We start from the raw sequence: 12,715 nt of genomic DNA on the forward strand, positions 1-12,715 counted from the left end.
CAAAACCAGCATTTCTTGAGCTGATGAAGGGAGTTATTCGCCCGCTATTTGCATATTATTGAGTAGTATAGAGCCGGTTTGTACTGCGCCTCGGCATTCAATATCACCGCCAACGCCTTCAATCCCCATAAACATATCTTTTAAATTACCAGCGATAGTAATTTCACTTACAGGATATTGAAGTTCTCCATTTTCGACCCAAAAACCAGCAGCTCCTCTTGAGTAGTCACCAGTTACCGTATTAACACCTTGCCCCATAAGTTCAGTGACTAATAAGCCAGTGCCCATCGACGCAAGTAGGCTGGTTAAATCGTCGTGTGTTGGTTTTACTAACCAGTTATGGATCCCACCTGCGTGACCTGTCGCTTGCATATTCATTCTGCGTGCGGCATAGCTTGCCAATAAGTAAGTATTAAGCACGCCATCTGTGATAATTTCACGGTCGATGGTTTTTACACCTTCGCTATCGAAAGGACTCGAAGCAAGCCCTCTTAGTAAGTGTGGCTTCTCTTCAATGTTTACGCAGCGATTAAAAATTTGTGTGTCTAAAGAGTCCAACAAGAAGCTAGACTTACGATATAGCGCGCCGCCGCCAATACCTGACACTAAGTGCCCAAATAAGCTGTTCGCGATATCCGCTCGAAAAATAACAGGCACTTTACGCGTCGATAATTTGCGACTGCCTAATTTTGCTAGCGTAGATTGCGCTGCTTCTAAACCAACTTCTTCAGGGGATTTTAGCTCTGTGTGTACGCGAGATAAGGCATATGCTGAGTCCCGCTGCATTTGCTCACCTTCTTTACCAATCACCATGGTGCTTAGGCTGTGTCTGGTACGTGGGAACCCTGCAATTAAGCCATGGCTATTGCCATATACACGGATCCCTTGGTGGCTCGATAAGCTCGCGCCATCAGAATTGACGATTCGAGGGTCGAATTCTAACGCGGCCTTTTCAGCAGCAATACATTGCTCAATGGCTTCATCGGGAGAAACTTGCCAAGGGTGGAAAAGATCTAAATCTGTTGGTGACATCTCTAGCAAGGCTTTATCAGCCACACCATTACAGGGGTCATCCGAGGTAAATCGAGCAATATCTACGGCCTTTTCAACCACAGAGCGTAAGGCGTCAGGACTCAGATCCGCGGTTGATGCTGAGCCTTTATGATTACCCACATACACGCTGATACCAAGACCACCGTCTTGATTAAACTCAATGGTTTCAACCTCTCCCATTCGTGTACTTACAGACAGACCTGAGGTGCTAGACATCGCCGCTTCTGCCGAGGTTGCACCTAGTTTTTTAGCATGCGCTAACACATCGGCAACTGCATTTTTCACATCATCAATTTGATTATATATAGGGTGTTGTTGAGGTTGAGTCATAGATACCTTATCCGCTCGCTCGTCTAACTAAAACATATTAGTTAATATGCTATCACAGCTACTAACTATTGTAGTGATCAATTGTGGTATACTCTAATGTTAGAGACCTTAATATTTACTAGTATAGACAAGAGCAATGGCTAAACACGAGCAAACGACCGAAGAAGAGATTATTTACGTTTCAAAAAGCGAGCTTAAGCGCGAGGCGCTAGAGTTGCATGAACTAGGCTGTGAAATTGCAGGGCTTGCCAAGAAGCAGCGTGAGAAGTTACCTCTAACGGACGAGCTTAAAGAGGCCATGACTGTTGCGGATAGGATCCGTGCTAAAACAGATGCTTACCGTCGTCATATGAACTACATTGCCAAGACATTGCGTAGTACTCCAAATGTCGAAGAGATTCAGGCTGCGATGGATTTGATGCTAAATAAGAACAATAAAGCAGACGTATTGCTGAACAAGATTGAGCTTATTCGCGATGAAGTGATTGCCAAAGGAGATAGCAAGATTAATGAGCTATTGGATAAGTATCCTGAACTTGAGCGTCAAAAAATGCGCCAGATGGCGCGCCAAGCAAGTAAAGAAGTAAAAGCTGAGAAGCCAGGCAAAGCCTACAAAGAGCTGTTCCAGTATTTAAAAGAAGCAATTATGCCGTAACGCTATATTGTGCTCTGATACAATACAAAAAGGCGCTGATGCGCCTTTTTGCTTATGAATAGTTATCGCAGGTAGTATTACGCTGTACCACCGACAGTAATTTCGTCAATCTTCAAACTCGGTTGACCGACTCCCACAGGGACGCTTTGACCATCTTTACCACATACTCCAACGCCTTTATCAAGCGCAAGGTCATTACCTACCATAGAGACCTTTTTCATCACCTCTGGACCATTGCCAATAAGCGTTGCGCCTTTAATTGGTTGGGTTATCTTACCATTCTCTATTAGGTATGCTTCAGATGCTGAGAATACAAATTTGCCGGAGGTAATATCCACTTGACCACCGCCAAAGTTACTAGCAAAAATGCCTTTATCTACGCTACGAATGATCTCTTCTTGACTGTGCTCACCCGCAAGCATGTAGGTATTTGTCATTCTCGGCATCGGTAAATGGGCATAAGACTCACGACGCGCATTACCTGTAGGCGCCAAACCCATTAAGCTCGCGTTTTGCTTGTCTTGCATATAGCCTTTCAAAATACCGTTTTCAATCAGTACATTGTATGCCGCTGGCGTACCTTCATCGTCCACATTCAAAGAGCCGCGACGGTCGGCTATCGTGCCATCATCCACCACAGTACAAAGACTCGAAGCGACTTGTTCACCTATTTTGCCACTGAATGCAGAGGCTCCTTTACGATTAAAATCACCTTCTAGGCCATGTCCAACAGCTTCGTGTAACAAAACGCCCGGCCAACCAGAACCAAGCACCACAGGCATCGCACCTGCTGGTGCATCGATGGCTTCAAGATTCACACGTGCTTGGCGCACAGCTTCTTTGGCAAACTGCATCCATCTCGGTGCACCGTCTACTAATTCTTTAAAGTAACCATAGTCTAAACGCGCACCACCACCGGCACTGCCACGCTCTCTGCGACCATTTTTCTCAAGCAGTACCGAGCAATTTAAACGTATTAACGGGCGAATGTCGGTTGCAAATGTGCCGTCGCTTGCGGCAATTAACACTTCTTCATATACCGCAGACAGCGAACTGACTACTTGCTGCGCCTCAGGTGCTAAATCGCGAATGCACTGTTCAATCTCTCTTAGTAAAGCCACTTTATCCGCATCACTCATGCTGGTAATTGGCTGTGCTGGTTGAAATTGAATGGGTGCTTTTACATCGCTAAATACTTGGACTTTACTGCTTTCGCCAGCTTGCGCGATGCTACGCGCAGCTTCTGCTGCTTTGGTTAACGCTTCAATATTGATGGCATCAGAATAACTAAAGCCAGTCTTCTCACCACTCACTGCACGCACACCAACACCACGTTCGATGTTGTAGCTGCCATCTTTGACTATGCCGTCTTCCAGCACCCAAGTTTCATGGTAGCTTGATTGAAAGTACAGATCGGCATAATTTACTTTGTGCTGATGAATATACTCGAGAGCTTGTGATAATTGCTCACGTGTCAGCTGGCTATTGGTCAGTAAATTCTGCTCTACATTACTCATAAAAACTCACTTTTAAATCGGTTATGATCCGCAACCGGCATTTTTTGCCGGATCGAATCAAGAAACGCGCTATCTAGCTGCTGTGAAATGGGTTCTAAACTCTCACCAGAGTCAATTAAGACTTCACCCCAAGGCGATACAATTAAACTGTGTCCATAGGTTTCTCGGCCATTTTCATGACGACCTACTTGCGCGGCTGCAACTACATAGCATTGGTTTTCTATCGCCCTCGCCTGTAATAATGGCTGCCAGTGTGCCTTGCCCGTTGCACAGGTAAAAGCACTTGGGACTAAAAATAGCTCAGCTCCCTTCGCTCTCATCATTTGGAACAAACCAGGAAAGCGCAGATCATAACACACGCTTAATCCAATTCTGCCAAATGGACTATCCACTACCACGACATCCTGTCCACGCTCTGTTCGCTCAGACTCTCGATATTGTTTAGTTTTGTCACTCACATCGGCGTCAAACAGGTGGATCTTATTATAGCGTGCTACGATTTCGCCACTCGAATTAAATAAGTAACTCGCAGCCAAATATTTATCGTTCTGACTTGGTATCGCGATGGTACCTGCCGCCAACCAAATGTTATGTTGTTGACAAAGCGCTGAGAGCTCTCCAAGCAGCGCTTCATTATACTGCGCGTATTCCCAACTCTGTTGCGCATTGTCGCAAAATGCCAGCCAAGTTTCAGGTAAACAAACTAAGGTTGGCTCTTCAACCACTAACTTAGCCAGCTGGTTTTTAAGGTACTCTATATTTGTTTGGGGTGCTTTAGCCGAGCACATTGGCAATGCAATCACCTTAGCCATTACCACTTTCCTTATTTTGCGACACAAGAGGTTGCTCACTTTGCTTAAGTGTAGCACTTGGATGTGATTCTGAATTCAATGCTGGTGCTTCTTTACTTGTATTCTTATCAGCTCCATCTGGCGTCGCTTCATCACTAGGAGGCACAACCGGTTTAGGTAACTCAATTTCTTTACTCTTACGATCAACCTCGGTAACCACTGGCTCTTGCATCGTTCCGGTGATTTTAAAATTAATCTCAGAGATCACTCGCGCGGAGTGGATAACCTTATCTAATGCTAGTGCAGCTAATCCCGTCACAGGGTTCACCGCCCATGCCATAATCACAGGTAAACTCGACGTGACTTGTGGTGCTACGGCCAAATCATAATTAATTTCGTGAGTATTGAGGTCAGCATAGCCACGTATCGTTAGATCTGCAGGCACGCCATCGAGCTTTGAATCTTCAGTGATCGCAATACCATTCGTTAGTTGTACCGAACCACTCATACTGTTATAGAAAAAGCCTTTAGAAAACACATCTCTAAAGTCCAAGCGTAGCTTTCTGATCAAAGAGTCCAAACTCAGTAGAGAAAAGACGCGTGCCCCTTTATCACTTATTTCTGCCAAATGACCTTCACCTAAGCGCCAAGTCAACTCGCCTCCTAGGCTAGGTAAATCCATTTCGTATGGCGCACCTTGCCAATTGAGGGAAAAATCAATGTTGGCGCGGGAATCTTTGATAGTCGAAGTAATATCAAACTCATCCGTTAGTTCACCAAAATCATCGCTGTTTAACGCGCCACTTAGCGTCGTTTTACCTTGCTCAAAGCGGCCACTGGCATTGAGTTTATGATCTTTTTTGTCAATCACTAACTCTGAGATATTGAGTCTATTACCATCTCCAAACAACGACATATTGACCTGATCTAACTGATATTCACCGACTTTACAGTCACTGCATACAAATTCGGTTGCAGGTAAGCTCAACAACCAATCTAATGAGTGAACGTCTTTTTCCACTGTCTCTTGCGCTTGCGGCTCTGTCTTAGGTAAATTTAGACGTAAATAATCACTATTAATGTGAATAGGCCGGCTTGAGTTTGACGCTGGAATAGCCACTTGTGAGCGCATTTCTTTACTATTGATTTTAAGCTGCATCGCGCCGTCAATCGCGGCCATAGTAAAGTCAACATCATGGAAAGGGATCTCTGAGAACGTTACTTTTGAGAAAGAGCCATTTACCTGATTCAGTGCTGGTAGAAATGTAGGGTCGGAACCTGAACTTGGCGCTTTGATAATGCGGTTGATCAGTGGTAACCAAGGCAGCAGCTCGACTTCTTGTTGTTTGATTGTGATATCAAAACCGGATGTATTTAAGCCTTCATCTTTACTGCCAATTATCAGGTGTGCATTACGCATCGCACCGGATCCATTATCAATGATGCCATTAAAATACAATTGATTATCTAGGCTTGCCGTAACAAGATTCGAAATATCATCCCCTAATACAGTGCCACTTAGCAGTTTAGCTTGATCAGCGGGTTTAGCGAATTGATCGGGTAAGTGACTTGCAATCCCCCGTAAATCACTCGCAAATTTGGCTTTATAGTTAAATCCGGCATCGGAAAAATTAAGGATAAGCTCAGTGCTCAGCACGCTATTGCCTTCAAAGTAGCCGTCAATAATTCCATTTGCGTGCGGTTGCAGTTGCTCAATCCCTGCTTCAAGACTGACCTTGGTCGTTACTTGATAATTTTGCTTATTTCCGCTCCCTGATAAGTCTAACGAAAGGGGCATGTCCAGCCACTTAGCAGACAAATTATTCACTTTGATAGTGTCATCATCGAAGCTAACCACACCTTTCACTTGCTGTAATTGCATCCCAGGCTTTGCCAAAAAAACAGGATTGTTGTCTAGGTAGATGTCACCTTTAGCATGTACGGCACCTGAGTGCAGGTCGACGGCCAATTGCACATCCCCTTTTGCATCACCTTTACCTTGAACAATATCTAATATATTCGCGAGCGGATCTGCGAGCGGTGTTGCCGCAAAGAAAGGCTGTAACGTGCTCGCTTCTGTGGTGTGCTTAATATCAACAATCAGCACATCAGCGTGATTTAAATCCGCAATACTCACAATGACACCCTCATCAATACTTTGATTAACAAGTTCCCCACGGTGTGCGTAGATATCCATTCTTTCGTTTTCGAAGTGTAGTGTGACATCACCTGAAGTAACGCTAGGCCAATCCGGCGCAAAACCAAAAGTAACCTCATTCAAACGTGATTTAACTTCAAACTGACCTTGCTTATCAGCGAATGGAAATTGTGAAAGCGCTCCACTCAGTAAGACTTGAGTCTGCAAGTGCTGACCACCTTGGATCCCTGCTTCTAAATAATCGACTAAGCTTTTACGCATAATACTGACAGGAAAGTACTGTGAAGCGATTTCACCACGCCCACCGAGTAGCTCCGCATATAAATCAAGCCGAGGGTCATCTGATAACTGCAAGGAAAATTCTGTGGCTAACGCTACGTCTTGATTACTAAGCCAAAAGTTGGGACTGGAAACTTGCCAGCCTTGCGTTTGTTGATTGCGAATATAGACATCACCACTGAGCTGCTGGAGCTTAATATTATCTTTGAAAGTCTCTTTTGATAGCAATTCAGTTTGTTCAGCACTTAAATTGAGCCTAACTTGCTCATCAGTCGCACTCACCTCTAATCGAGTACCATAAATTCCAGGGATCCCATGAAATGGCTCAAAAGCTATCTCCTCAATGACCCCCCATGCCGCAAAAGCATTATTAGTACCTAGACTGAATTTCGCTGCGCTCAGTTGACCATTGGGATTCATACCATACAACAAATCTCGTCCAGGGAATTTAGCAAGTTGTGCTAACTCAGCTAAAAAGTTGGCGTTAATATCCTTTAGCCAAAAGGTCTTGTTATCTTTATGCCATTTCGCTTCAAATAAAATAGGAGCAAGCGCTTCTTGATTGCGACTAAACTGGATACCACTACTTTGCACCCACCAACCTTGCTGATCTGGCTTTAACAGAAATTGCGCATCATCTAATGCTAACGTGCGCTGATTTTCATCTTCTTGCCAAGTCAACGTACTGGGTTTGATATCCACGGTGATATCTTGCAATGTACCTTGATCAAAGCCTAACCATAGCTGAGCATTGATGTCTGCTTTTAGGTCTGGATGCGCTAAGGTGATAAGCTCTTCTAGCCAATCAACCGGATTAACCTTATCCGCAGATACATAGATATTCCCCGCCAATTCACGTAGCTTTCGCCCTGATAAAGAAAGACGAGCGTTAAACTGACCTTGAGAAAACCCGGGTAATGCGATTTCTCCCGCCCCCTCATGTAATGCGCTAGAATTTTGCCACACTAAATCTTTCAATAGTAAACTGTGGGTCTTACCACTAGAAAAGGTGATATTTAGACGACTGTTTTGCACCGCAAAATGCCCAACATCGCCTAAGAAAAGGCTTTCAATTAATGCTTGCTGCTCAAAAGCACCTTGATCTTGAGCCGCGTTTAACTTGCTCAGATCTATATCGGCTTCAAACCCTTCCAGTACAAAATAGTTAGATGCGATCTGCATTTGCCGTACAGACTCAAATACATTGAGCTGCAACGAGGTTTTGGCAATATTAATGGAAATTGGCGAGTCTTTATTATCTTTAAAAGAGAGCGATTCCAACACCAGAGCAGGCCCATTGCCCTCCCAACTCGCACTGATCTGGCCAATACTAATATCAACATTCAGTTGCTTTTGGATCAGCGCTTCGATGTTACTTCTATAATCATTTGCATAGGGCAAGGCGTACTTCAGCGCAGACACCAGCACCGCGAGTGTCACTAAAGTGATCGCAAAGATTTGCCACGCTTTACGCAGGCAGAAAAAACAGACGGCCTTAGCCTGCATGTACAGCTACCCTTTACATCATTACTACGTCAAACTGCTCTTGGCTATATAAGCTCTCAGTTTGAATGCTAACCTGCTTACCAATAAATAATTCAAGCTCAGCTAAATTATGATACTCATCGTTGATCAAGGCTTCGCTCACCGCTGGCGAGGCATAAACCATAAACTTGTCGGCATCATAAGCACGATTCACACGCACGATCTCCCGTAGGATCTCATAGCAAACGGTTTCGACCGTTTTTAGTGAACCACGACCGGAGCAAGATGGACACACATCACAAAGAATATGTTCTAGGCTCTCGCGCGTGCGCTTACGGGTCATTTCTACAAGCCCAAGTGCAGAGAGTCCATTGATATTGGCTTTCGCTCGGTCTTTAGACAACGCGGTTTCTAAAGAGTGCAATACTCGGCGTTTATGCTCGTCAGATACCATGTCAATAAAGTCGATAATAATGATACCACCAAGGTTTCGTAACCTTAGTTGCCTCGCAATTGCTGACGTCGCTTCAACATTGGTATTAAAAATCGTCTCTTCGAGATTACGATGGCCAACAAACGCGCCGGTATTAACATCAACCGTTGTCATTGCTTCCGTTTGGTCAATGATAAGGTAGCCACCAGACTTTAACTCAACCTTGCGATGTAGTGCTTTTTGGATCTCAGTTTCAACATCAAACAAGTCAAAAATAGGGCGTTCACCGGGGTAATACTCAAGTGCACTTGCGAGTTGGGGAACAAACTCTTCAGTGAAAAGCTTTAGCTCTTGGTAAGTTAACTTTGAGTCAACACGGATACGTTCCATGTCCTCACCAACATAATCACGCAAGGTGCGAAATGCTAAGGTAAGATCCTCGTGCAAAATTTTTGCTTTGCTCGTTTTACGGCGGCGAGTCACAATTTTTTGCCAAAGCTTTTTCAAAAACTCCGCATCATGCTGTAACTCTGCTTCCGAAGCGCCTTCAGCAGCGGTACGAACGATAAAACCACCGTTTTCGTCATTATATTGTGCGACAATTTCTTTTAATCGGTCGCGCTCTTGTTCGGTTTCAATACGCTGACTCACACCCACATGCGTCGCGTCAGGCATAAACACCAAATAACGTGAAGGAATAGTGATGTCCGTTGTCAGTCTAGCGCCTTTTGTGCCAAGCGGATCTTTGACCACTTGTACCATAATGAACTGGCCTTGTTTAACCAGCTCACGAATATCCTGCACTTTCTTAACTGGGGACTCGGCCACCCCCTCTTCGATGGAAGCACTGTTCACGATATCTGACGCATGTAGAAACGCCGCTTTTTCCAAGCCGATATCCACAAAAGCAGCCTGCATACCAGGAAGAACTCGGCTTACTTTGCCAAGATAAATATTACCAACGATGCCGAGGTTACCGATCCGTTCAACTTGAACTTCTTGCAGCACCCCATTTTCGATTAAGGCTACGCGACTTTCACTTGGGGTGACATTGATTAGTAGTTCGCTACTCATATTTTATTTTAAAAACCGTTGAATTAATTCGTCTGTCTCATATAAAGGTAAGCCGACAACTGCAAAATAGCTACCTTGGATCTCAGTTACAAAGCGTCCACCTACCCCTTGGATCCCGTAACCACCCGCTTTATCTTGCGGCTCGTTGGTGTCCCAGTAGGCATCAATTTCGGTTTCGCTGAGCGTTTTAAAAGTCACATTGGTCACAATCACATCGCTCAGTACTTTGCTTGTATCTGCAAGTGCAATCGCCGTCATCACCTGATGCGTATGACCAGAAAGGCGCTGCATCATCGCTTTGAAATCCGCTTTATCACGAGGCTTACCAAGCGCTTCTCCGTCAATGACAACCACAGTGTCACTGCCAAGAACCGGCTTATCGGTATACCCTAGCGCCACACCTGATTGCGCTTTTAAACACGCTAAACGCTCCACAAGCTGTAATGCGCTTTCATCGTCTAGCGGACTTTCATCAGCATCAACACTAAATTGCTCGAACGAATAGCCAAGCTGAGAAAGCAGCGCTTTGCGACGCGGAGAAGCCGAAGCTAAATATAAAGAAATAGACATTATCTGATCCTAAACTGTCTACGATATTTTCTCAGCAGTGGGAATATCCACAGCCAGCACACCATGCCCGTAACTGCAGGCCAGAGATAATGCGGGTTAAAGTAGATATCAAGCAAGAAATGATTAAGCCAAAATTGTAACAAATGATAGAGCGCGAGAAATAGCCCGATCAGCACTGCTTGCTGCCAGATGGAGAAATTACGAATTTTCTGAAAGTTACTGGCGGTAATATAAATACAAATGGAATAGGTCAACGAGTTCACCCCGAGCGGCGCGCCCATCGCTAAATCAATTATTAGGCCAGTCATCCAAGCCCAACCAATATTCACACGGTGAGGAACGGCCAAAGACCAGTACATCAACACCAACAATACCCAGTCAGGACGAAATGGTTCAAGTGAAAAAGGCAATGGCATAAGTGCCATGATTAACGCAACAAAGACACTTAATGCAATCAATAAGTTGCTATGTTTACTCATGATTAATTGCCTCTTGGCTACGTTTACCTAACACCACGAGTAAGCGAATGCGATCTAGTTGTGCAATCGGCTCTGCCTGTACTTGTGCAAACGGTAGGCCTTCGTCTCTATCTATTTCAGTAACTACAGCCACCGGATAGCCTTCAGGGAAAGTACCACCAAGCCCGGAAGTGACCAACACATCACCAATGCGAATATCCATGCTATGCGGTACATGAGCAAGGCGAACATTATTGATTTTACCCGTCCCCTCTACCACAGTGCGAACGTCATTACGCAATATTCTGACCGGTGTCGCATGGGTGGTATCAGTCATAAGCAGCACTCTTGAGGTCGTTGTACCGACTTGAGTGAGCTGCCCAACAATGCCCATTTCGTCAATAACAGCCTGCCCTTCGCTGATCCCATCAATAGTACCGCGATTAATCACCACCTGATGGCTATAAGGGTTAGAATGAACAGACAACACTTGAGATATTAAACGTTGATTGGTTTCCCTAGCTGAAGCACCTAATAAAGCGCGCAACTCTTGATTTTCTTTTTGCAAAAACTGAAGTTGCTGTAATTGCTCACTCTGTATTAATTGTTTTTCTCTGAGTGCTTGGTTTTCTTGTTGTAGCTTTTCTCTGGTATTAAGGCTTTTCAGGCCCAAGTTGAACGCTTCATAGGGAATATTAGCGACGTACAGTAGCGGACTGACCAAAGTGTTTAAACTGGTTCGCACCATAGTCCCACCAACCGTGTAGCGGTCACCAATGATCAGAATAATACTAAGCACAACTGCGACAGTAAGTCGCAGTTGTAAAGGAACGGTTCGGCCAAATAATAAATTCATCAGTCGTAACTAAATACGTCACCACCGTGCATGTCTATCATCTCTAACGCTTTACCACCACCTCTTGCCACACAAGTTAATGGGTCATCGGCAACCACCACTGGAATACCAGTTTCTTCCATCAACAAACGGTCTAAGTCTTTGAGTAATGCGCCACCACCTGTTAATACCATGCCATGGGCAGAAATATCAGAGGCAAGCTCTGGTGGCGACTGCTCTAGCGCAACCATTACTGCACTTACAATCCCCATCAAAGGTTCTTGTAACGCTTCTAAGATTTCATGTGAGTTGAGTGTGAAAGAGCGCGGCACCCCTTCAGCTAAGTTACGGCCGCGAACCTCAATCTCAATCGGTGTTTCACTCTTAAACGCTGAGCCAATTTCATGTTTGATATGCTCAGCCGTCGCTTCACCAATCAGGCTTCCGAAGTTGCGACGTACATAGTTAATAATCGCTTCATCAAACTTATCACCACCGATACGTACTGAAGACGAATAAACAACACCATTTAGTGAGATAATCGCCACTTCCGTCGTACCACCACCTATATCAACAACCATTGAACCCGTTGCTTCAGATACTGGTAAGCCAGCACCAATTGCAGCAGCCATTGGCTCTTCAATTAAGTACACTTCACGTGCACCAGCACCCATTGCGGATTCACGGATAGCACGCTTTTCAACTTGCGTTGCACCACAAGGTACGCAAATAAGTACACGAGGGCTTGGACGCATGAAGTTATTATTGTGCACCTGTTTGATAAAGTGCTGTAACATTTTTTCTGTTACATAGAAGTCTGCAATCACCCCGTCTTTCATCGGGCGAATAGCTTTGATGTTACCCGGCGTTCGACCTAGCATTTGCTTAGCCGCAGTACCTACTGATGCAACGCTTTTTGGGCCACCAGCTCGCTCCTGACGAATTGCCACCACCGATGGCTCATTCAGTACGATGCCTTCTTCTTTTACATAAATAAGTGTGTTTGCCGTCCCTAAATCGATAGAGAGATCGTTAGAAAATAATCCGCGTAATTTTTTAAACATGAGGCTGGGTGAC

General features: G+C 44.7%; 10 protein-coding genes. 1 reads left to right on the forward strand and 9 read right to left on the reverse strand.

The window, feature by feature from the left end; all coding sequences use genetic code 11:
* Nucleotides 1–33 precede the first annotated feature (33 nt).
* Nucleotides 34–1,383 carry a metalloprotease PmbA gene (gene pmbA / locus GSF04_RS21470; RefSeq protein WP_211858758.1) on the reverse strand — a complete coding sequence of 450 codons (1,350 nt, stop codon included), beginning with the start codon at nt 1,381–1,383 and terminating at the stop codon, nt 34–36.
* A 136-nt stretch (nt 1,384–1,519) separates the two neighbouring features.
* Between pmbA and yjgA the strand changes: the two genes are divergently transcribed.
* On the forward strand, nt 1,520–2,038 hold the full coding sequence (gene yjgA / locus GSF04_RS21475; RefSeq protein WP_010376654.1) for a ribosome biogenesis factor YjgA: 519 nt from the start codon (nt 1,520–1,522) through the stop codon (nt 2,036–2,038).
* A 77-nt stretch (nt 2,039–2,115) separates the two neighbouring features.
* Here the strand turns inward: yjgA and tldD are convergent, their stop codons facing one another.
* Genes tldD through GSF04_RS21515 form a run of 8 tightly spaced genes read right to left on the reverse strand, consistent with a single transcriptional unit; the run spans nt 2,116 to nt 12,702 of the window.
* Entirely contained in the window at nt 2,116–3,555 is a 1,440-nt protein-coding gene (gene tldD, locus GSF04_RS21480; RefSeq protein WP_211858759.1) for a metalloprotease TldD, read from the reverse strand.
* A complete protein-coding gene (locus tag GSF04_RS21485; protein ID WP_211858760.1) occupies nt 3,552–4,367 on the reverse strand; it encodes a carbon-nitrogen hydrolase family protein in 816 nt (271 codons plus the stop codon). The genes tldD and GSF04_RS21485 overlap by 4 nt, the downstream gene beginning before the upstream one ends.
* Nucleotides 4,360–8,289 carry a YhdP family protein gene (locus GSF04_RS21490; RefSeq protein ID WP_211858761.1) on the reverse strand — a complete coding sequence of 1,310 codons (3,930 nt, stop codon included), beginning with the start codon at nt 8,287–8,289 and terminating at the stop codon, nt 4,360–4,362. The genes GSF04_RS21485 and GSF04_RS21490 overlap by 8 nt, the downstream gene beginning before the upstream one ends.
* A gap of 13 nt (nt 8,290–8,302) precedes the next feature.
* A complete protein-coding gene (gene rng, locus GSF04_RS21495) occupies nt 8,303–9,775 on the reverse strand; it encodes a ribonuclease G (RefSeq protein WP_010376650.1) in 1,473 nt (490 codons plus the stop codon).
* A gap of 3 nt (nt 9,776–9,778) precedes the next feature.
* Entirely contained in the window at nt 9,779–10,345 is a 567-nt protein-coding gene (locus GSF04_RS21500; protein ID WP_039492943.1) for a Maf family protein, read from the reverse strand.
* Nucleotides 10,345–10,827 carry a rod shape-determining protein MreD gene (gene mreD / locus GSF04_RS21505; protein ID WP_026001073.1) on the reverse strand — a complete coding sequence of 161 codons (483 nt, stop codon included), beginning with the start codon at nt 10,825–10,827 and terminating at the stop codon, nt 10,345–10,347. The genes GSF04_RS21500 and mreD overlap by 1 nt, the downstream gene beginning before the upstream one ends.
* Entirely contained in the window at nt 10,817–11,659 is an 843-nt protein-coding gene (mreC, locus tag GSF04_RS21510; RefSeq protein WP_010376644.1) for a rod shape-determining protein MreC, read from the reverse strand. The genes mreD and mreC overlap by 11 nt, the downstream gene beginning before the upstream one ends.
* A complete protein-coding gene (locus GSF04_RS21515) occupies nt 11,659–12,702 on the reverse strand; it encodes a rod shape-determining protein (protein WP_010376642.1) in 1,044 nt (347 codons plus the stop codon). Before GSF04_RS21515 ends, mreC begins: the two co-directional genes overlap by 1 nt.
* Between the last annotated feature and the right edge of the window lie 13 nt (nt 12,703–12,715).

It is taken from the genome of Pseudoalteromonas sp. A22, assembly GCF_018141345.1.
Taxonomy (GTDB): domain Bacteria; phylum Pseudomonadota; class Gammaproteobacteria; order Enterobacterales; family Alteromonadaceae; genus Pseudoalteromonas; species Pseudoalteromonas maricaloris.

Excerpts from the sequence above, each read along its gene's own strand:
- GSF04_RS21500 (WP_039492943.1), bottom strand. The coding sequence starts at position 10,345 with ATGTCTATTTCTTTATATTTAGCTTCGGCTTCTCCGCGTCGCAAAGCG.
- rng (WP_010376650.1), bottom strand. The coding sequence starts at position 9,775 with ATGAGTAGCGAACTACTAATCAATGTCACCCCAAGTGAAAGTCGCGTA.
- GSF04_RS21485 (WP_211858760.1), bottom strand. The coding sequence starts at position 4,367 with ATGGCTAAGGTGATTGCATTGCCAATGTGCTCGGCTAAAGCACCCCAA.
- GSF04_RS21515 (WP_010376642.1), bottom strand. The coding sequence starts at position 12,702 with ATGTTTAAAAAATTACGCGGATTATTTTCTAACGATCTCTCTATCGAT.
- GSF04_RS21490 (WP_211858761.1), bottom strand. The coding sequence starts at position 8,289 with ATGCAGGCTAAGGCCGTCTGTTTTTTCTGCCTGCGTAAAGCGTGGCAA.
- tldD (WP_211858759.1), bottom strand. The coding sequence starts at position 3,555 with ATGAGTAATGTAGAGCAGAATTTACTGACCAATAGCCAGCTGACACGT.
- yjgA (WP_010376654.1), top strand. The coding sequence starts at position 1,520 with ATGGCTAAACACGAGCAAACGACCGAAGAAGAGATTATTTACGTTTCA.
- mreC (WP_010376644.1), bottom strand. The coding sequence starts at position 11,659 with ATGAATTTATTATTTGGCCGAACCGTTCCTTTACAACTGCGACTTACT.
- pmbA (WP_211858758.1), bottom strand. The coding sequence starts at position 1,383 with ATGACTCAACCTCAACAACACCCTATATATAATCAAATTGATGATGTG.